This is a genomic window from Nocardiopsis sp. NPDC057823 (genome assembly GCF_042797335.1).
Classification (GTDB): Bacteria; Actinomycetota; Actinomycetes; order Streptosporangiales; family Streptosporangiaceae; genus Nocardiopsis; species Nocardiopsis changdeensis.
In genome coordinates this window covers 95,033-114,477 of sequence record NZ_JBHVLR010000002.1, presented here as the reverse complement: position 1 = coordinate 114,477, position 19,445 = coordinate 95,033, and the positions used below count along the sequence as shown (strand labels likewise).

General features: G+C 75.4%; 20 protein-coding genes. 10 read left to right on the top strand and 10 right to left on the bottom strand.

The genetic code is table 11. The features are described from left to right. Nucleotides 1-3: 3 nt before the first annotated feature. Complete coding sequence (locus ACFVNO_RS04835; protein WP_355255805.1) at nt 4-1,026, bottom strand: glutathione S-transferase C-terminal domain-containing protein; 1,023 nt, start codon at nt 1,024-1,026, stop codon at nt 4-6. 102 nt (nt 1,027-1,128) lie between these two features. Here ACFVNO_RS04835 and ACFVNO_RS04830 point away from each other — a divergent pair, with 102 nt between their 5' ends. Continuing rightward, complete coding sequence (locus tag ACFVNO_RS04830) at nt 1,129-2,025, top strand: AraC family transcriptional regulator (RefSeq protein WP_378889408.1); 897 nt, start codon at nt 1,129-1,131, stop codon at nt 2,023-2,025. Here ACFVNO_RS04830 and ACFVNO_RS04825 read toward each other — a convergent pair. Then, complete coding sequence (locus ACFVNO_RS04825) at nt 1,940-2,866, bottom strand: NAD(P)-dependent oxidoreductase (RefSeq protein ID WP_378889405.1); 927 nt, start codon at nt 2,864-2,866, stop codon at nt 1,940-1,942. The genes ACFVNO_RS04830 and ACFVNO_RS04825 overlap by 86 nt on opposite strands. Before the next feature lie 150 nt (nt 2,867-3,016). On the opposite strand from ACFVNO_RS04825, the gene ACFVNO_RS04820 reads away from it, so the two are divergent. Then, nucleotides 3,017-3,574: a TOPRIM nucleotidyl transferase/hydrolase domain-containing protein gene (locus ACFVNO_RS04820; RefSeq protein WP_355255814.1), complete on the top strand. Its 558-nt coding sequence runs from the start codon at nt 3,017-3,019 to the stop codon at nt 3,572-3,574. A 20-nt stretch (nt 3,575-3,594) separates the two neighbouring features. Here ACFVNO_RS04820 and ACFVNO_RS04815 read toward each other — a convergent pair whose 3' ends face one another. Genes ACFVNO_RS04815 through ACFVNO_RS04800 form a run of 4 tightly spaced genes read right to left on the bottom strand, consistent with a single transcriptional unit; the run spans nt 3,595 to nt 7,265 of the window. Beyond that, a complete protein-coding gene (locus ACFVNO_RS04815) occupies nt 3,595-4,692 on the bottom strand; it encodes an NAD(P)-binding domain-containing protein (RefSeq protein ID WP_378889401.1) in 1,098 nt (365 codons plus the stop codon). 10 nt (nt 4,693-4,702) lie between these two features. Continuing rightward, nucleotides 4,703-5,902 (bottom strand): o-succinylbenzoate synthase, encoded by a 1,200-nt coding sequence (menC, locus tag ACFVNO_RS04810; protein WP_378889397.1) that lies wholly within the window; start codon nt 5,900-5,902, stop codon nt 4,703-4,705. After that, complete coding sequence (locus tag ACFVNO_RS04805) at nt 5,899-6,537, bottom strand: MurR/RpiR family transcriptional regulator (RefSeq protein WP_220562366.1); 639 nt, start codon at nt 6,535-6,537, stop codon at nt 5,899-5,901. The genes menC and ACFVNO_RS04805 overlap by 4 nt, the downstream gene beginning before the upstream one ends. Beyond that, complete coding sequence (locus ACFVNO_RS04800; RefSeq protein WP_378889975.1) at nt 6,534-7,265, bottom strand: GNAT family N-acetyltransferase; 732 nt, start codon at nt 7,263-7,265, stop codon at nt 6,534-6,536. The genes ACFVNO_RS04805 and ACFVNO_RS04800 overlap by 4 nt, the downstream gene beginning before the upstream one ends. Nucleotides 7,266-7,367: 102 nt before the next feature. Here ACFVNO_RS04800 and ACFVNO_RS04795 point away from each other — a divergent pair, with 102 nt between their 5' ends. From ACFVNO_RS04795 to ACFVNO_RS04785, 3 genes are all read left to right on the top strand, one after another. Next, complete coding sequence (locus tag ACFVNO_RS04795; RefSeq protein ID WP_378889392.1) at nt 7,368-8,504, top strand: M20/M25/M40 family metallo-hydrolase; 1,137 nt, start codon at nt 7,368-7,370, stop codon at nt 8,502-8,504. 83 nt (nt 8,505-8,587) lie between these two features. Beyond that, nucleotides 8,588-10,030, top strand: coding sequence for an SLC13 family permease (locus tag ACFVNO_RS04790; RefSeq protein WP_378889389.1), 1,443 nt, complete (start codon nt 8,588-8,590; stop codon nt 10,028-10,030). Nucleotides 10,031-10,039: 9 nt separating this feature from the next. Further along, nucleotides 10,040-11,650, top strand: a complete 1,611-nt coding sequence (locus ACFVNO_RS04785) for an amidohydrolase family protein (protein WP_378889386.1) — start codon at nt 10,040-10,042, stop codon at nt 11,648-11,650. Here the strand turns inward: ACFVNO_RS04785 and ACFVNO_RS04780 are convergent. Continuing rightward, a complete protein-coding gene (locus ACFVNO_RS04780; RefSeq protein WP_355255820.1) occupies nt 11,634-12,005 on the bottom strand; it encodes a cupin domain-containing protein in 372 nt (123 codons plus the stop codon). The genes ACFVNO_RS04785 and ACFVNO_RS04780 overlap by 17 nt on opposite strands. A 103-nt stretch (nt 12,006-12,108) precedes the next feature. Between ACFVNO_RS04780 and ACFVNO_RS04775 the strand changes: the two genes are divergently transcribed. Continuing rightward, nucleotides 12,109-13,092 (top strand): DUF5937 family protein, encoded by a 984-nt coding sequence (locus ACFVNO_RS04775; protein ID WP_378889382.1) that lies wholly within the window; start codon nt 12,109-12,111, stop codon nt 13,090-13,092. A gap of 216 nt (nt 13,093-13,308) precedes the next feature. After that, nucleotides 13,309-13,569: a hypothetical protein gene (locus tag ACFVNO_RS04770; protein WP_220562373.1), complete on the top strand. Its 261-nt coding sequence runs from the start codon at nt 13,309-13,311 to the stop codon at nt 13,567-13,569. A 156-nt stretch (nt 13,570-13,725) separates the two neighbouring features. On the opposite strand, the gene ACFVNO_RS04765 is transcribed toward ACFVNO_RS04770, so the two are convergent. After that, nucleotides 13,726-14,292, bottom strand: a complete 567-nt coding sequence (locus ACFVNO_RS04765; protein ID WP_355255826.1) for a TetR family transcriptional regulator — start codon at nt 14,290-14,292, stop codon at nt 13,726-13,728. 22 nt (nt 14,293-14,314) lie between these two features. Next, on the bottom strand, nt 14,315-15,820 hold the full coding sequence (locus ACFVNO_RS04760) for an MFS transporter (protein ID WP_378889378.1): 1,506 nt from the start codon (nt 15,818-15,820) through the stop codon (nt 14,315-14,317). Nucleotides 15,821-15,959: 139 nt separating this feature from the next. Here ACFVNO_RS04760 and ACFVNO_RS04755 point away from each other — a divergent pair, with 139 nt between their 5' ends. Beyond that, nucleotides 15,960-16,481 (top strand): SRPBCC domain-containing protein, encoded by a 522-nt coding sequence (locus ACFVNO_RS04755; protein WP_355255832.1) that lies wholly within the window; start codon nt 15,960-15,962, stop codon nt 16,479-16,481. 252 nt (nt 16,482-16,733) lie between these two features. Continuing rightward, nucleotides 16,734-17,078 carry a DoxX family protein gene (locus ACFVNO_RS04750; protein WP_355255844.1) on the top strand — a complete coding sequence of 115 codons (345 nt, stop codon included), beginning with the start codon at nt 16,734-16,736 and terminating at the stop codon, nt 17,076-17,078. On the opposite strand, the gene ACFVNO_RS04745 is transcribed toward ACFVNO_RS04750, so the two are convergent. After that, nucleotides 17,063-18,289, bottom strand: coding sequence for an MFS transporter (locus ACFVNO_RS04745; RefSeq protein ID WP_378889373.1), 1,227 nt, complete (start codon nt 18,287-18,289; stop codon nt 17,063-17,065). The genes ACFVNO_RS04750 and ACFVNO_RS04745 overlap by 16 nt on opposite strands. Before the next feature lie 115 nt (nt 18,290-18,404). Between ACFVNO_RS04745 and ACFVNO_RS04740 the strand changes: the two genes are divergently transcribed. Beyond that, entirely contained in the window at nt 18,405-19,319 is a 915-nt protein-coding gene (locus ACFVNO_RS04740; protein WP_378889370.1) for a LysR family transcriptional regulator, read from the top strand. Nucleotides 19,320-19,445: the final 126 nt, after the last annotated feature.

Here is a 19,445-nt window from a genome sequence, read left to right as displayed (position 1 = left end):
CGCTCAGTCGGCGATGGCGGGGACGCGCTCGCCCTCCGGGACCGGGCCGGGCGCGGTGCCCTCCCCGAACGGCGACCCGCCCAGCGCCTCGCGCCCGTGCGGGGCGAGCCACCCCTGCGGGTCGGGCCCGGCGGCGACGACCCGCGTCGGATTGATGCCGGTGTGCACCCAGTAATAGTGGACCCGGATGTGGTCGAAGTGGGTGGTGTCGCCGAACCCGGGGGTCTGGAACAGGTCGCGGGCGTACGCCCACAGCGCCGGGTACTCGATGAGCTTGGCGATGTTGCACTTGAAGTGCCCGTGGTACACGGCGTCGAAGCGCACCAGGGTGGTGAACAGCCGGATGTCGGCCATCGTCAGGGTCTCCCCCACCAGGTAGCGGCGGGAGGACAGGCGCGCCTCCAGGTCGTCCAGGCGGGCGAACACCCCGGCCACGGCGCGGTCGTAGTGCTCCTGGTCGGGGGCGAACCCGGCCCGGTACACCCCGTTGTTGAGGTCGCGGTAGACCTCCGCGCCGACCGCCTCGATCTCCTCGCGCAGCGGTTCCGGGTACAGGTCGGGGGCGCCCTCGCGGGTGAGCGGCCCCCATTCGGTGGCCATGTCCAGGCAGAGCCGGTCGTAGTCGTTGGTGGCCAGGTGGCCGGTGGCGGTGTCGACCAGGCCGGGCACGCTCACCCCGCCGGTGTAGCCGGGGTCGCGGGCCAGGTAGGCCTCGCGCAGGGCGTGGATGCCCAGCACCGGGTCCACGCCGCCCGGGCTGCCGGTCTCCTCGGTGAACACCCAGTGCGGGTCGCCGTCGATGACCTCCTGCCTGGGGTCGGTGACGGCGAGGGAGACCGCGTCCTCCAGGCCCATGAGGCGGCGGACGATGACGGTCCGGTGCGCCCACGGGCAGGCCCGGTTGACCACCAGCCGGTAGCGCCCGGGCTCGGCGGCGCGGCCGAACCGGCCGTCCGCGGTGACCCGGTCGGCGAAGGCCGCCGGATCGCGTGTGATCTCCTCCGTGGGGACTTCGTTGGCCCGCATCCCGCTTCTCCTCCCGGCGACGGCACTGCCGGTCGCATCGTATCCCCGCGGCGGCGGCGCGTCCGGTACCGGACGGAGGGCCTGGGCTACCGTGGTCCTCCCATGGACGACACGACCCCGGAACCGGTCGGGCCCCTGGCGGGCGCCCGGGGCGGCAGGCTGCGCTACGGGCGCGGCGCCCCGGGGATCGAGCGGCTGGCGGTGTCGTTCTCCTCCGGGGGCTTCGCCCCGCACCGGCACGACGTGTACGCGGTCGGCGTCACCCTGGCCGGGGTCCAGGGGTTCGGCTACCGCGGCGGGCGCCACCACTGCCTGCCCGGGCAGGCCCACGTGCTGCACCCGGACGAGGAGCACGACGGGGCGGCCGGGACCGAGGAGGGGTTCGGCTACCGGATCGTCCACATCGACCCCGCGCTGGTCCAGCGGGCGCTGGGCGGGGTGCCGCTGCCGTTCGTGGCCGACCCCGTGGTGCCCGCCGAGCGGGTGCCCCGCGCCCTGCTGCGGTGGCTGGGCACCATGGACGACCCTTTGGACGGCCTGGCCGGGGCGGAGCTGGCCGCGTCCCTGGCCGACCTGCTCCTGGCCTGGTCGGGGCGGTCCGCCCCGGCCCGGCCCCGGGGCGGTCCCCTGCCGCTGGCGGCGCTGGAGCGGGCGCGCGGGCTCATCGCCGACGACCCGGCCGCCGCGCACTCCGCCGAGGAGCTGGAGCGGGCCTGCGGACTGGACCGGTGGACGGTCGCGCGGCGGTTCCGCGAGGCGTTCGGCACCAGCCCCACCCGGTTCCGCGCCATGCGGCGGCTGGACCGGGCCCGGCGGCTGATCGCCTCGGGCGTCCCCCTGGCCGCGGCGGCGGTGGAGGCCGGGTTCGCCGACCAGAGCCACCTCACCCGCGTCTTCAAGGGCGCCTACGGGCTCACCCCCGGCCGCTGGGCGGCGGCGCTGGAGCGGATGCCCGCTCCGGAGCGGGGCCGGGGTCGGCCGCCCGCAGCGCCTCGATGACGGCGGCCATGTCCCGGCCGCCGTGGCCGGAGCGGTCGGCGTCGGCGAACGCGCGCAGGCACGCCTCCATCAGCGGCGCCGCCGCACCCGCCGCACGGGCGGCCTCCACGACCAGGCGGCTGTTCTTGAACACGTCGGTGACCGCCGCCTGCGGCGCGAAGTCCCCGGAGACGAGCTTGTCCGCCTTGGCCCGGGAAACGGCGCTGGCCATGGGCCCGGCGTCCAGGACACGGGCCAGCAGGCCCGGGTCCAGCCCCTGGCGCTCGGCGAAGTGGAACGCCTCGGCCAGCCCGGTGACCAGGGTGATGAGGAAGGTGTTCACCGCGAGCTTGAGGGTCAGGGCGGCGGGCACCGGCCCGCACACGACCTGGTCGGCGCACAGCGGCGCGATGATCCGGGCGGCCTCCGCCACCGGCTCCGGGTCGCCCGCGAGCATCGCCACCAGGGTCCCCTCCTCGGCCGGCCCGCGCGAGCCCGAGACCGGGGCCTCCACGTAGCGGCCGCCCGCGGCCTCGATGTCCGCCCCCAGGGAGCGGGAGGCCGCCGGGGCGATCGTGCCCATGTGGACGACCGTGCGCCCGGCGACGCCGACGGCCACCTCCCCCTCCGCCGTGCGGCCCAGCACGGCGTCGGCGGCCGCCTCGTCGGAGAGCATGAGGATCACCGCGGAGCAGGAGTCGAACACCTCGGCCGGGTTCGCGGCGATCCGCGCGCCCGCGCGTTCCAGGGGCCCGCACCGGTGCGGGGACCGGTTCCACACCACGAGGTCGGTGCCCGCCCGCAGCAGCCGCAGCGCCATGGGGGTCCCCATGATCCCCAGTCCGACGAAACCGATCGCCATGTCCTCGTCTCCTCCCGGGAGGGTGCCGTCCGGGCGCCGCCCGGCGCCCCGCACGTATCGGAGCACCGCGGGGCCGAGCGCGTCTTGAACGATCGTGCGGCGGCGAAAACGGCGTGCGGCCACCGGTCCGCGGACCGTAGTGTGACGCCCGTGGAAGGGCTGAACGGCTTGGGCACCGCGATCCTCGTCGAGGGCGAGAGCGATCGCGCCGCCCTGCTGGCCCTGGCCCCGGGGCGCGGACTGGACCCGCGGCTCCTGGGCGCGGCGATCGTGCCGATGGGCGGGGCCACCAACGTCGGCCGCTTCGTGGCCCGGCTGGGGCCGCGGGGCGCCGGGCTGCGCCTGGTGGGGCTGTGCGACGCCGCCGAGGAGCGGCACTTCGCGCGGGCGTTCGCCGGGGCGGGCCTGGGCCGGGACTTCCACGTGTGCGTGGACGACCTGGAGGACGAGCTGATCCGCGCGCTGGGCGTGGCCGGGGTGGAACAGGTGATCGCCGGCCAGGGCAGGGAGCGCTCCCTGCGGATCTACCGCAGGCAGCCCGCGCACCGGGGCCGGCCGGCCGACCGGCAGCTGCACGGGTTCATGAGCAACAACAAGGAGCAGTACGCCCGGGCGATGGCACGGGCCCTGGCCCCCGAGCGGGTGCCGGGGCCGCTGGCGGCGGTCCTGGCCGCGCTGGAGGCGGCGGCCGGGGAGGCCTCCGCCTGAACGGGGCGGGCCCGGTCGGCTCAGGCGGCGGCCGGTGCACCGCGCAGGTACTCCACCACCTGGCGGGCGACGGTCCGCCCGGCCCGGTTGGCGCCGATGGTGCTGGCCTGCGGCCCGTACCCGGCCAGGAACACGCGCGGGTCGCGCACCGAGCGGCCCTGCTCCACCCTCACCCCTCCCCCGGGTTCGCGCAGCCCCAGGGGGGCCAGGTGGGTGAGCTCGGCGCGGAAGCCCGTGGCCCAGATGATCGCGTCCACGGGCTCGAAGGTCCCGTCGGCCCAGCGCAGCCCGTCGGGCTCCACGGCGGCGAACATGGGGCGGGCGACCAGGAGCCCGCGTTCGACGGCGGCCAGGTTGCGCGGGGTGGCGGGCAGGCCCGTGCCACTGGAGATGCTGGGCAGCGGCCGCCCCGCGCGGGCGGCCTCGTCCGCCCGGCGCACCGCGGCGACCCCGGCCCCGGGGTCGTCGGTGAACCGCACCGGGCGGCGGGTGACCCAGACCGTCGAGGCGGCCACCCCCTCCAGTTCGTGCAGGAAGCCGGTGGCGGAGGTGCCCCCGCCCACCACGGCCACGCGCAGGCCCGCGAAGTCCCGCGCGGACCGGTACTGCGGCGTGGACACCTGCACGCCCCGGAAGTCCGCGGCGCCCGCGAAGTAGGGGCGGAAGGGCCGGGCCCAGGTGCCGCTGGCGTTGACCAGCGCCCGGGTGAGCAGGGCTCCCCGGTCGGTCTCCACCCGCAGGCGGCCGTCGCCGGCCTCGCGGACCGCCGTGACCTCGACCGGGCGGCGCACCCGCAGGTCGAAGGCGCGCTCGTAGCGGTCGTAGTACTCACGGACGACGTCGCGGGCCGGGCGGTCGCCGTCGGCGGTGGCGAAGCTCAGCCCCATCTCCCGCATGCCCGGCAGGTCGTCGACCTTGTGGGCGTCGTCCAGGCGCAGCGCCTCCCAGCGGAACTGCCAGGCCCCGCCGGGGGCGGGCCCCCGGTCCAGGACCACCGCGTCGGTGCCCGGTACCAGGCCCAGGCGGCGCAGGTGCCAGGCCGCCGACAGGCCGGCCTGGCCCGCGCCCACCACGACCGCCTCGGCCTCCTGCGGCTCCCCCGGTGCGGTGCCCGTCATGGCGTCCCCCTTAGCGTCGTCGCCGTCCATGGGCAACAACGCGCGGCGGGGTTTCTTCCCGGTGCGGCGCCGGGGCTCGGACGGCCGCGGCGGAGGCCTCCCTGACCAGGCTCCGGGTCGCCACCGTGCGCAGGAAGCCGGTGTCCGGCACCCACCCCGCCCCCGGCCGCGACGGCACCCGCACGGTCCCGCCGGTGCACACCACCGGTTCGGTGGTGATGTCGCGCGCGTAGTACTTGTCCGAGCCGGACACGTCCGAGGGCAGGGTGAACCCGGGCAGGGAGCTGAGCGCGACGTTGGCCGCACGGCCCACGCCGAACTCGTGCATGCCGCCGCACCAGACCGGGACGCCGTGGTCGCGGGCGATGTCGTGCGCGCGCACGGCCTGGGTCAGACCGCCCATCCGGGACACCTTGATGTTGAGGACGCGCCCGGCCCCCAGGGCCAGCGCGGTGTTCAGGTCCTCGGGGTCCTCCACCGACTCGTCGAGGCAGACCGGGGTCTCCATGGTCCGCTGGAGCCGGGCGTGGGCCAGCAGGGCCGACGGGGCGAAGGGCTGCTCGACCATGAGCAGCCCGCACCCGTCCAGTTCCCGCAGGATCGCATGGTGCTCCTCGGTGTCCTCGTAGACGCCGTTGGCGTCGACGTGGACGGGCACGCCTGGGAAGGCGGCGCGGACGGCCCGCACCGGCTCGACGTCCCAGCCCGGCGCGATCTTGAGCTTGACGCGGCGGTAGCCCTCGGCGACGCGGAGCCCGACCTGTTCCAGGAGGGCGTCGATCCCCGGTTCGATCCCCAGGGAGACGCCCGCCTCCACGGTGTCGCGCCCGCCGCCCAGCGCGCGGGCCAGGGGCACGCCCCGGCGCAGCGACCACAGCGCCCAGGCCGCCATGTCGAAGCCGGCGCGGGCGAAGCGGTTGCCGCGCACCCGGGCCATGGCGCGGGCCAGCTCCCCGGGGTGCTCCCAGTCGGTGCCCAGGACGATCGGCACCAGGTGGTCGACCGCGACCGACCAGCAGGTCTCGACCGTCTCGGCCGAGTAGAAGGGGCCACTGGGCGAGGCGATCTCGCCCCATCCCTCCGCCCCGTCGCCGTCGGTGAGCCGGACCAGGATGTGCTCCAGCTCCGTCTTGGCGTGGGAGCTGGTCTGGAAGCGGTGGACCAGGGGCAGCCGCACCCGGTGGAGTTCGATGCGGTCGATGCGGGTCATTCTTCCTCCGTGTAGAGGCCGAGTTCGGCGGAGAGGGCGTCCCGTTCGCGCAGGCGGCGCCCGGCCCCCTTGGAACTGGCGATGGTCAGGGTCGCCAACAGGTGCAGGGAGAGCGCGACCGAGGTGGGCGAGTTGGTGTAGGAGGCGCTGGAGAGGTCCAGGACGACCGCGGCCGCGGCGTAGCGGACGAGCGGGGCGTCCTCCGCGTCCGTGATGAGGACGAGGGTCCCGCCGCGCTCGGCGTAGGTGCGGGCGACCTCGACGGTCTCGCGCCGGTACCGGGACAGGGAGACCGCCACCAGCAGGTCCCCGGCGCGGATGTCGCTGAGCACGTCGAGGGCGCGCAGCGCGGAGCCGTCGACGAAGTGGACGCCGGACAGGCCCGCCGTGAGGTCGGAGGCGAGCATGCAGGCGTAGCCCAGGGACTTGCCCGAGCCCAGGAGGTAGCGGCGGCGGGCGGAGACGATCAGGGCGGCGGCCCGCTCGATGGCGTCCTCCTCCGCGGCCCAGGCCAGGGCGGTGTCGAACTCGGCGCGCTGCTGTTCGAGGACGCGCTGCTTGAGCACCTGGGCGGAGCGGCGCTGGACGTTGCGGTCGAAGCGCTCGGACGGGGTGGTTCCGCGCTGGGGGGTCATGTCTCTCCTCGACTGAAGGTGTAGACCACGGTGTCGGGAGCATTCTCCGGCCTGGCGACCGAGACGAGCCGCAGGCCTTCCGTGAAGCGGGCCCGCAGTTCCGCCGAGAGGCGGGCCCGGTCCCCGGGGTCCTCCGCCGCGGTCCGGGGCCCGGCGGGCGCGGTGACCGTGGTGCGGTGGCCGGGCCCCTCGGCCCGCGGCCGGCCGGCCGCGGATCCCAGGCTCCAGCTGACGATGACGCGGTCGGAGCCCCCGTCGTCGTAGAAGTCGGGGAGGAAGCGGATGCCGACCGCTCCGAGGACTTCGAGGTTGAAGTGCGCGTTGCGCAGCGAGTAGGGGTCGAAGGCCCAGCGCATGGTGTCCACGCCGGTCCTGCGCGCCGCCTCGGCCTGCCCCCGCTTCAGGGCCCGGCCGACGCCGCGCCCCTGGACGGTCGGGGCCACGACGGCGGTCTGAGAGTAGTGGTAGGGCGCTCCGCCGTCGACGGCGTGGACGCCGTAGCAGAAGCCGACCAGCGAACCGTTCTCGTCGAAGGCCCCGAGCACGCTGCCCCCGTTCTCGCGCAGGGCGGCGAGGAGGCGGGGGCTGACCGCGTGCTCGGGTCCCTCGTAGCCGAAGACAGAGCGGTAGAGGCCGGAGGCCGCGGACCACTCCGCGGCGGTGGTGAGGTCCCGGACGGTGATCCCGTCCGAGTCCGGGCGTCCGGGGGAGGAGTGCTGGACACGCATCGTCACGCTTCGCCTCCGGAGAAAGATAGCGAACGTATCATTCGACCTTCAGGTGCTTTTTCCCTATTGACAGGATTTTTGTGGCAACCATAGCATCCGTATATGAAACGGATCACCACTGCTCCCCCGGTCTCCGACGACCCCCTCGGCACCCTCCGCGCGCTCACCCTGCTGGAGTCGCCGAGCGGGGACACGGCGGCCCTGGCCGCCCTGGCGGGGGTGCTGGAGCCGCTGGCGCGCCGGGCGGGAATGGACACCGCCCGCCGGGCCGGGACGGCGGGTGACCACCTCCTGTGGTCGTTGCCGGCACGCGGGGTCGACGGCCCGCCGCTGCTCTTCCTCAGCCATTACGACACGGTCTGGCCGACCGGCACCCTGGACTCCATGCCCTGGAGTGTGGAGGGGGACGTGGTCCGCGGGCCCGGGGTGTACGACACCAAGGCCGGGATCGTGGCCCTGCTCGCCGCCGTCGAACGGGTCGTCGCCTCAGGGGAGCCCCACCCCGAAGTGCGGGCGGTCGTCGTGGCCGACGAGGAGGTCGGATCGCCGACCGCGGGCGACCTGGTCCGCTCCGAGGCCGAGTCGGCCCGGGCCGTGCTGGGCCTGGAGCCGCCCCACCCCGGCGGGGACCTGAAGACCGGCCGCAGGGGCAGCACCCGGGCCCGCATCGAGGTCACCGGTGTGGAGTCGCACGCCGCCCTGGACCCCGACGCCGGCACCAACGCCATCGACGAGCTCATCGACCAGCTCCTGGGGGTGCGCGAGGTCGCCTCCCGGCTCCCGGTCCTGCTCAACACCGGCACCGTGCGGGGCGGCGGCCGGACGAACGTCGTCGCCGGCCGCGCCCACGCCGACCTGGGCCTGCGCTTCGCCGACCCGGAGAACGAGCGGACCGTCCTGGGCGCCCTCGAAGGGCTCACCCCGGTGCGCCCGCACGCCCGGGTCGCCTCCCGGCTGCTCTCCCACCGGCCCACCTGGCGGGAGGACGACGCCTCCCGGGGCCTGGCCGCATCCGTCGCGGAGATCGCCGCGGGCATCGGCCAGAGCCTGGGCGGGCGCCCCGCCGACGGGGCCGCCGACACCAACACCACCGGGGCCCTGGGCGTCCCCACGGTCGACGGGCTGGCGCCGCACGGCGGCGGCGCCCACGCCCGGGACGAGTGGGTGTCCGCGTCCGGCCTCACCGAGCGGATCGACCTGCTCGCCGCCCTCGTCACCGGCCTGCACCGCACCGTCTGAGACGGCGCCCGGCCACCCGGGGCCGGCCCCTTCCGGGGCCGCCCTCCTCCTCCCCCTCCCCTCCCACGATCCCGAGGAAGACCATGACCGCCTCTCCCCCCGAACGGACCGCCGACGGCGCGGCCGCGACGGCGAACACCCCCCGCGGCGCGCGCGTCGTCCGCGTCCTGAACCCGGTGCTGTCGGCCGTCGGCCTGGCGGCCTGCCTCGTCTGCGGACTGCTCTACGAGCCGCCCACGCTCTGGGGCCTGCTGCCCATCCTGCTGTTCGCCGCCCTGGTCGTCCTGGGCATGAACATGCTGCCCGCCTCCGTGGTCAGCACGGTCGGCGGCCTGCTCATCCTCATGCCGGGCCCCGGCGCCATGGCCGACATCGCGGTGGCGTCGCTCGGCAACCAGGTGACGCTCATCGGCGTGATCATCATGTTCGGGGCCGCAGTGGGCGAGGTCATGCGCCGGACCCGGGTGGCCGACGTAATCGTCGGCGGGATCGTCGGCCTGGTCGGCGGGCGCGGCCCCCTGGTGACCGCGTTCGCGGTCATGGTGGCCTGCCTGGCGCTCGTGGCCTCCCTGGGGACCCTGGCCGGGGCCCTGGCCATCGCGGCGCCCCTGGTCATCCCGGTCGCCGCCCGCCTGGGCTACACCCGCAGCGCGACCGCGGCGATGATGTTCATCGGCGGCTGCGCCGGCCTGGCCCTGGCCCCCTTCGCCGGGTCGAACGTCGCCATCATGACGGCGGCGGACGCCGGCTACCTCGAGTACCTCCTCTACGGCGCGCTGCCCCTCACGGCGGTCTCGCTGGCGGTGGGCCTGCCCGTGGTGCGGTGGATGCAGCGCCGCACCGAGGGCACCGGGGACGAGTACGGCGAGGCCGACATGGTCCAGGGGACGGACCGCCCCGACCGGCGCGCCCGCGCCGCGACCGCGCTCTTCTCCGTCGTCCTGGCGGGGTCGGTGGTGTGGGCCGTGGTCTCCGGCGTCGGCATCCTCTTCCCCCTGGTCGCGCTGCCCGTCCTGGGGCTGCTCACCGGTCTCGTCGGCGGGCTGGGCCCGGTCGGGACCCTGCGCGCACTGGGCACGGGGGCCAGGAGCATGATCGGCATGCTGGTGCTGTTCGTCCTGCTGGCGGTGCTGTTCGTGGTGCTCGACTCCCTCCAGCCCTTCGACGTGATCCTGGAGCTGTACGGCGAGCGGCTGGAGGGCCTGGGCCCCTTCGTGTTCGCGATCGCCATCGCCCTGCTCGGCTGGGTCGGGGTCCCCGGCGCCACCGCTGCCCAGGTGGTGCTGATCGACGAGCTGTTCGGCGGCCTGGCCTCGAGCATCGGCATCGGCGTGGCCACGTGGATCATCGTCCTGCTCTTCGCGTCCAAGGCCGACACGTACGGCCCCTTCCCCAACGCGAACATGGTCGGCGCCATGGGCATGGCACGGTCGACGAACCTGAAGAACGTCCTGATCACCGGATGGGCGGTGCTGATCCCCGTCTGTGCGGTCTACACCCTCATCATGTTCATCGAGACCCGCTGAGGAGAACGCGTGCACGACATCGTCATCATCGGAGGGACCGTCGTCGACGGTACGGGGGCGCCCGGCCGCCGTGCGGACGTGGCCGTCGACGGGGACCGGATCACCGCGGTCGGGACCGGGCCCCTGCGGGGGCGCAGGACCATCGACGCCACGGACCGGATCGTGTCACCGGGGTTCGTGGACCTGCACTCGCACGCGGACTTCACCCTGCCCGCCTCGCCGGGGGCCGTCACCCAGCTCGCCCAGGGCGTGACCACCCTGGTCACCGGCAACTGCGGTCACTCGCCGTTCCCGCTGACCGAGCGGAACAGGGACGCCGGAGGCTTCGCGGGCTTCGACCCGGCCGCCCTGGACTGGTCCTGGACGGACGCCGAGGGGTACGCCGCCATGCTGGACGCGCGGCGCCCCGGCGTGAACGTGGGACTCCAGATCGGGCACAACATGATCCGCTCGGCGGTCCTGGGCGGCGAGGACCGCGCCCCCGGCGACGCCGAACTGGAGGAGATGCGAGGCCACGTGTCCCGGGCGGCGGAACAGGGCGTGCTGGGCTTCTCCACCGGGCTCATCTACCCGCCCGGCCTGTTCGCCGCCACGGACGAGGTGGTAGCGCTGGTGCGGCGGGCCGCCGAGCACGGCATGCTGTACTCCACTCACGTCCGCAACGAGACCGACCGGGTCCTGGAGGCCGTCGCCGAGGCCCTGGAGACGGCCCGGTCCGCGGGGGCGCGGCTCCAGGTGTCGCACCTGAAGAGCATGGGCCCGGGCAACCACGGGCTGGCCCTGAAGGCGCTGGACCTCATCCTGCGCGAGCGGGAGCGGGGGCTGGACGTGACCTGCGACGTCTACCCCTACACCGCGTCCAGCACCTCGCTGGCCTCGCGGTTGCCGGCCTGGGCCCTGGACGGCGGCGCGGCCGCCGTCGCGGCGCGGCTCGCGGACCCGGCCGAGCGCGCCCGGATCGTCGAGGGCCTGCACGAGCGCTTCGGCCGGGACATCGACCCGGCGGGCATCGTCCTGGCCGAGCCGGGCCCGGGGCCCTTCGCGGACCGGGCCGGGTGGTCGGTCACGGAGATCGCCGCCGAGCGCGGCATGGACCCGGCCGAGGTGGTGCTGGCCGTGCTGGCCGGGCACGGCGACGTGGCCATCGTCAACCACGCGATGTCCGAGGACGACGTGCGGGGCGTGCTCGCCTCCCCGATCAGCGCCGTGGCCAGCGACGGGTGGGTCCTGGACGCCTCCGGCCCGGGGCGGCCGCACCCGCGCAGCTTCGGGACGTTCGCCCGGGTGCTGGGCCGCTACGTGCGCGACGAGGGGGTCCTGGGCCTGGAGGAGGCGGTGCGCAGGATGACGTCCCTGCCCGCGGCGAGGGCGGGGCTGGCCGACCGCGGGGTGCTGGCGCCCGGGTCCGCGGCGGACGTGGCGGTGTTCGACCCGGAGCGGGTCGCGGACCGGTCCACCTACGAGGACCCGTGGCGGCTCTCCGTCGGCACCGAGGCGGTACTGGTCAACGGGGTCCCCGCCGTCGAGGGGGGCGAGGCCACCGGCGAGCGGCCCGGGCGGGTCCTGCGCCGGGCCGCCTGGGGCGCCGGTCCCGGAGGGCGGGTCACAGTTCGTCCTTGAACTCCTGGATCATGGTGTCGGAGGCGTGCACGCACATGATGCGCAGGCGTCCGGTGCCGGAGTTGACGAACCCGTGCCACACGTGGGGGCCGACCACCGCGGTGTCCCCGGCCCGGGCCACCAGTCGCTCCTCGCCGATGGTGATGGTGGCCTCGCCCTCCAGGACGGTCCAGGTCTCGCTGTAGGGGTGGCGGTGCAGGCCGGGGCCCTGGCCGGGCTCGTTGTCGACGAGGAAGAAGCTGATCCCGGAGCCGTACCTGCGGCCCTCGAAGAGCAGGGTGCGGCGGGCCTCGCCGATGACGATCTCGTCGAACGGGATGGCGCGGGGGGCCGCGGTGTTCGCGGTGGTGTCCATGGTTTCCTCTTCTCCTGTGGGGCCTCCGAGCGGTTCGCGTCCCCGCCGTCCGGCCGATGTCCCCACTCTGGCGGGCGGGCCCGGGAGGCTCTACTGTTTCGACATGGATCGAAAGAGCGCCCGGTTCCACATCGGCGCCGACGACGTGTCGGCCATCCGGTTCGGGGTGTCCCCGGGCCACGAGCTGGCGCACGCCGTGCGCATCCTGCTGAACCCGCAGCGGCACCCGCTCCAGTGGGGGTGGCTGCGGTCGGTGCGGGCGTCGGTGCCGGCCGCGGCCCTGGACCGGCTGACCGCGGTGATCCGCCGGGAGGGGTACTTCCCGGACTTCCTCACCGCGGCGCCGAGCTGGGACATGACCCCCGAGGAGGAGATCGAGCGGCTGCGCGCGGTGCCGATGGACGCGGTCCGCTTCGACCTGGGCAAGGTGCTGGTGCGTTCAGAGGGGCGCGCCAGGGACCTGGTGGCGGGCATGATCGAGCACCCGCGGCGGACCCGGGACATGATCGCCGACGCCTGGGAGCAGGTGTGGGAGGCGACGATGGCCCCGCACTGGCCGCAGATCCGCCGGCTGATGGGCGCGGACATCGACCTGCGGATGCGGCGGATGGGCGCCGGCGGGGTGGGCGCGATGGTGGCGACCCTGCACGAGACGGTGCGCTGGCATCGCAACACCATCGAGGTGTCGCTGCGCATGCACGACGAGGACGTGCGGTGCGAGGGCAGCGGGGTGGTGCTCGCCCCGTCGGTGATGGGCACCGCCCGGTGCGCGGTGCTCACCGAACCGCCGGTCCAGCCCTCCCTGTTCTATCCGGTGGACGGGCTGGCCGAGACCTGGATCCACGGCCCCGCCGCCGAGGAGGCGCTGACGGAGCTGCTGGGCGCGGGCCGGGCCCGGGTGCTGGCCTGCCTGGACGGGCCCCGGACCACCTCTGAGGTGGGCGACGCCTGCGGGATGGCGGTCTCCACGGCCTCCCACCACCTGGGGGTGCTGCGCCGCTCCCGGCTGGTCCACGCCCGCCGGGAGGGGAACCGGGTGCTGCACACCCGCACCCCGATGGGCGAGACCCTCCTGGGCCGCGGCTGACCGGGCGCTCCGCCGCCCCGGCCACCCCGACAGAACACGATAAAAAACCAGAATTCGTATATATGAATTCGCTTGACCATTGCTTTACCCCCGCTTTCCCCCGGCTTTAGACCCGTGGAATTTATGATCATCTCGATCCGGATGAGCGCGATCGCGCACCCGCCCCATCGGGTTCCTTTCCGGTCACCCTTTACGGGACAAAAGAAGAGGTGGTTCGTGAAGTTCGCCAAGACGCTCGCCGTCGCCGCCATGACGACCGTCGTCACCCTCGGTCTCGCCTCCCCCGCCGCGGCGGTCGAACCGACCCCGCAGTGCGAGCACAACGGCAACGTTCCTCCCTGCTGGGAGTACTACTCCTGGTACTGGACCTACTCCGCCTGCCACGAAGAGGGGCGCAAGCAGGTGCAGAGCAGCCGCTACTCGGACTACCTCTGCGACGGCGGGGCCACCGTCTACCTGTGGCTGCGCCGCGTCTGATCCCGGCCCGAACGAGAAGGGGCCCCGCCGGAATTCCGGCGGGGCCCCCGCATATCCGGACAACACGGGGTTCGAAAAACAGCACCCGCCCGGAACGGGAAAAGGGATTCCGAAAACGGCACCCCGCGCCGCCCGGAACGGTTTCGGGCCGGGCGGTCACCGGCCTCCGGTGAGGGCGTGGCTCAGGACCGCGTGCAGGTGGTCGACGTCGGCCTCGGCGCCCCCCAGCAGCAGGGAGGCGCACAGCCCGTCGGAGGCGGCGACCAGGGCCTCGACGGCGGCCGGGTCGTCGGTGCGGGCGCGGGCCAGCCCGGCGACCTCCTCCCGCCACCGCCGGGCCAGCGGGCGCAGCGCGGGGCGCCGCGCCGCCAGGGTGGACAGTTCGCGTTCGGCGAGCGCGCGCTCGCGCCCGGGGCCCGCGGACTCCGCGAGGAGCTCGGCCAGTCCCCGCAGGGTGTCCCCGCCGGCGGCGGTGACGGCCCGGATCCTCGCGGTGTAGTGGTCGGCGACGGTCGACAGCGCCGCCACGAGGAGGTCGTCGAGCGTGGCGAAGTAGTAGGTGGTCAGACTGGCGGTCACCCCGGCCTCGCGGGCGACGGTGCGGTGGGTGACGCCCGCGGCGCCGTCGCGGTGCACGACCCGCAGGGTCGCGTCGATGATCTCGGCCCGGCGGCGCTCCCCCCTGATCCTGCGCCCGTCGGTGACCGCCGTCGTCTCGCCCATGGTGCCTCCCTCACCGCCCAGGCTAGTGGCCGCCGCCCGTTCCGGCCCCGATGGGGCGGACGTGCCGCAGGGCGACGGCGCAGACCACGGCGAGCACGGCGACGACCGGTCCGGTCGCCAGGGCCGCGAGGTTGAGCCCGGCGACGAACGCGTCGACGGCGTCCCGGACGGTGGCCTCGGGCAGCCGGTGGGCCACCGACCGCACGCCCGACAGACCCTCGCCGACCCGCGCGGCCACGGCGGCGGGCGCGTCGTCCGGAGGGGCGACCCTGGAGCGGTGGACGGCGGTGGACAGCCCGCCCAGCAGCACCACGCCGACCGCCAGCCCCAGTTCCTGCACGGTTTCGGACACCGCCGCCGCCGAACCCGCCCTGTCCGCGGGCGCCGCGCCCACGACGATGTCGGTCCCCAGGGCCGCGATGGACCCGAGCCCGAGGTAGACCAGGGTGAACCCGGCGACCACGCAGACCCGCTCCCCCGGGCCGGCGGCGGCCAGCAGCGCGTACCCGGCCAGCGAGGCGCCGAGGGTCGCGGCCATGACGGTGCCGGGGCGGATCCGCCGGGCGGCCAGCGGGGCGCCGACCGCGGCGGCGAGCATCGCCAGCGCGGGCGGTCCCATCCACAGCCCCGCCTCGGTGGCGGGGAGCCCTTCGACCAGCTGCAGGTACTGGGTGACCAGGAACATGACCCCGCCGACGCCGACCAGCCCGACCAGCAGCACGAGCAGGGCGGCGGAGAAGGCGCGGTCGGCGAACAGGGACACGTCCAGCAGCGGCTCCGGGGAGCGGAGCTGGCGGCGGACGAACAGCACCGAGCAGACCGCGCCCAGCAGGGCGGCGCCGAGGGTCCACGGGTCGGGCCCGTCGGCGGCCAGGTGCTTGACGGCGTAGACCAGCGGCAGCAGCGCCCCCAGCGACAGCGCCACGCCGGGCAGGTCGAAGCCGCCCCGGCCGGGGTCCCGGTGCTCCGGCAGCAGGAACGGGGCGGCGGCCGCGACGACCGCGGCGACGGGGACCGCGAGCAGGAACACCGACCCCCAGGGGAAGTGCGCCAGCAGGGCGCCGCCGACCACCGGGCCCGCGGCCATCCCCAGCGCGAACATGGTGGCCCAGATCCCGATGGCCAGGGCGCGGTGCCGGGGGTCGGGGAACAGCGTCCCCACCAGCGCGAGGGTGGAGGGCATGAGCGTGGCCCCCGCGACGCCCAGCAGCGCCCGGGCGGCGATCAGCCACTCCGCGGTGGGGGCGAACGCCGCGAGGACCGAGAAGAGGCCGAAGGCGACGACGCCCACGGACAGCAGCCGGCGGCGGCCGATCCGGTCCCCCAGGCTCCCCATGGTGATGAGGAACCCGGCGATGAGGAGCCCGTAGGCGTCCATGATCCACAGGGTCTGCGCGGCCGTGGGCTCCAGGTCCGCCGCCAGGCTCGGCAGGACGAGGTAGAGCACCGTGACGTCCAGGCCGAGCAGCACCGTCGGCAGTGACAGCAGCGCGAGACCGGCCCAGGCGCGCGCTCTGGGGCGTTCCACGGGTGTCTCCCTTCTCTCGAGAAAGTTGAACGAGAGTACAAGTTGTACCATCGTTCAATTTTTTGGGGAAGGGGCGGCCCCGGGCGGGGAACGTGAGCGGAACCGGAATCAGGGCGGGCGGGCGGCGGTTGGCAGCGGTATGACCGAGACCTCCCCCGTACTGCACGGCACCTTCACCGTGCCCTTCACGCTGGCCGCCACTCCCGGCCGGGTGTTCGCCGGATTCTCCGACGAGCCGCTGCGCCGCCGGTGGTTCCGCATGCCGGGACCGTCGGCGACGGCCCGCCACCGGCTGGACTTCCGGACCGGCGGCACCGAGGAGGCCGGGAGCGTCTTCCCCGGCACGGAGGGGCCGGAGGAGCTGGAGTACCGGTCCCGGTTCCTGGACATCGCGCCCGACCGGCGCATCGTGTACGGGTACGAGGCCCGGGTGAACGGGGTGACCCGGTGGACCTCCCAGGTGATCCTGGAGTTCGCGCCCGAGACCGGGGGGACCCTGCTGACCTGGACCGAGCAGTACGCCTTCCTGGTGCTGACCGGGGACGGGTCCCAGGACGTCGCCCACCTGAAGGGCGCCACCCGGCTGCGCCTCAACGGGCTGGCCTCCGTCGTGGAGGACCGCCCGGCCCCGGGGCGCCCGCTCAGCCGCCCCCGCCGGTAGCCCCCGGGCGGGTCACCGGTCGCCGGTCCACGCCTCCCCCCGCCATCCGTCATCCGGGTACTCCTCCCCCTGCCAGCGGCCGTCCGACCAGTGCTCGTCCGGGGGTGCTCCGCCCGGCCGGCGCCCCGCCCCGGGCGGAGCACGGGGGCGCCGCCCGGGGCGGTCCCCGGGTCCGGGCGGCGCGGTGTCACATCAGGGGGACGCGGTCCGTCCCAGGGGTGTAAACGACCCCGAACGGTCCGGAGCCGAACGATGTCCTTTCTCCACCTCGCCGCCGTCCTGCCCGCGGCGCTCCTCTGCGCCGCCGCGGCGGTCGCGAACCTCACCGGCCACCGCTACCCGCGCGAAGAGGCGGACCGGCTGGGTGTGCCCCGCACGTGGATCCCGGTGCTGGGGACACTGCTCGGCGCGGGAGCGCTGGGGCTGCTGGCCGGCCTGGCCGTACCCGCCGTGGGGCTGGCCGCCGCGGCGGGGCTCGTCCTGTACTTCATCGGCGCCCTCGTCGCCCACCTGCGCGTCGGGGACCTCCGCCTCGGCGCCTGGGCGCTGTTCTCCGTCCTGTCCGCGGCGGCCCTGACCGCCTACCTGCTGTTCTGATCCCGGGCCCCCGGCCGCCCGCCCGCTCCGGCCCCCGCACCCAGGGCCCCGACGGCGAGGGCGGCCAGGGCGAGCCCCGCCGCGCCCCACAGCAGCGGGGCGGTCCCCGCGGTGTCGACGACGGCTCCCCCTGCGAAGGCGCCCAGAGCGATGGAGGCGGTGAAGACCCCGGCGTACAGGCCGGTGACGTGTTCGACGCGGTCCGGCGCCGCCGCGGTCATCCAGAGCTGCCCGGCCACGGAGAGCCCGCCGTAGGCCGCGCCCCACAGGGCGACCGCCGCCACCACCGCGGCGGCCGTCCCGGAGGCCGCCAGAACGGCGACGGCCGCGGCGATCCCCCCGGCCAGCAGCAGGACCGTCGGTCCGGGCCGACGCGCCGCGAGGGCCCCGGCGCCGAAGTTGCCGACGAGCCCGAAGACCCCGTACAGCAGCAGGAGCACGGCGATCGCCCCCGCCGGGAACCCCGCCCGGTCCTCCAGGACCGGGCGGACGTAGGTGTAGGCGGCGAAGTGCGCGACGACCAGGAGTGCCACGGCGGCCAGGCCGGCGGCGACCGCCGGGCGGAGCAGGCGGCGGCGTTCGCCGCCGCCCTCCGCTCCGGCGGGCTCCGGGCGCCGCAGCCGGGGCAGCACGGCGGCCAGCCCGACGGCCAGCACGAACGCGAGGACGGCGAACACCGCGAACGCCGCCCGCCAGCCGGCGAGGCCGCCGACCAGGGTGCCCAGCGGCACGCCCAGGACGGAGGCCGCGGCCACCCCGCCGACGGTGACCGACACGGCCAGGGCGGCGTCGCGCGGCGAGACCAGGCGGACGGCGACCGCCGCCGCCAGGCCCCACACCGCCCCCATCCCGATCCCGAGGACGATCCGCGAGACGACGAGGAGTCCGAAGCCCCCGGCCAGGGCGGTCAGCAGGTTGCCCAGGCCCAGGACGACCATCGCCGCCGCGAGCACGGCGCGGCGGTCGAGGTCCCCCAACAGGCGGGGCACCACGGGCGCGACCGCCGCAGCGACCAGGCCGGTGACCGTCAGGCTGGTGCCCGCCGCCCCGGGGGACACCCCGAGGCCCTCCGCCATCGGGGTCAGCACCCCCACGGGCAGCATCTCGGACGTCACCACGGTGAACGTGGCCGATGCCAGGACGGCGACCGCGGCCCGGCCGCGGGGAGAGGTCCGCGCGTGATCGCGCGCGGGAGGAGAGAGTCGTTCCATGGGGTCCACCCCACCGCTCCGGAGCCCCGGGAACAACGGCGATCCGCTCAAGGATCGATGAGCTAGGCTCATCGATATGCCGGACACCCCTCCTTCGACGAACCGGGTCCCCCCGATGAACCAGGTGCACCTCCAGCAGGTCGAGTGCCTGGTCACCCTGGCCGAGGAGCTGCACTTCGGCCGGACCGCCGAGCGCCTGGGCTACTCCCAGTCCCGTGCCAGCCAGCTCATCGCCTCGCTGGAGGGGCGCGTCGGCGCGCGGCTGGTGGAGCGCACCAGCAGGCGGGTGGCGCTCACCCGCCTGGGTGCCGAGTTCGTCGAAGAGGTCCGCCCCGCCTACCGGGCACTGGCGGCCGCGTTCTCCCGGGCGCGCGAGAACGCCATGCGGGGAGCGCTGCGGGAACTGCGGATCGGCTTCACCGGCATGGTGTACGAGGAGGTCACCCGGACGTTCCGCGCCCTGCGGGAGGAGCACGGGGTCTCGGTGCACACCTGCGACCTGCCCCTGGGCACGCCCTTCGCGGCGGTGCTGGAGGGCGCGGTGGACGCCGTGATCGCCGAGCTCCCCGTCCACGAGCCGGAACTGACGGTCGGGTTCCTCTTCCCGCCCCAGGACCGGCTGCTCGCCCTGGCCGGTGACCACCCGTGGGCGGACCGGGAGGCGGTCCCGGTGGAGGACCTGGCCGGGTCCGACCTGCTGCACCGCGTCGGCGACGCCCCGGACTACTGGACGGCCGCCCACACCCCGCCGGCCACGCCGGCGGGCCGCCCCATCCCCTCCACCCGGGGTGTCGCCACCCTCCAGGAGGGGCTCGCCCTGGTGGCCTCAGGGCACCACACCATGCTGGTCTGCCGCCCGCTGAGCGAGCACAGCACCCGCGCGGACGTGCGGTTCCTCCCGGTCCGGGGGCTGGAGGGGGCGAGCCGCCTCGGGCTGCTCTGGCGGACCGACCGCACCGTCCCCCCGCTCACCGTCCTGGCCCGGCTGCTGGCCGACGCCCACGGAGCGCCGCATCCCTCCCCCGCCTGACCCGCCCCCGCGAGCGCCGGACGGCGCGCCGGGGCGCTCCCCGGCGTGCCCCCCTGCACCGGGCACCCAGACCACGACACCTGGGAGGACGCCGCCGCCACCCACCTCCGCGGCGTCGTCTGGCCG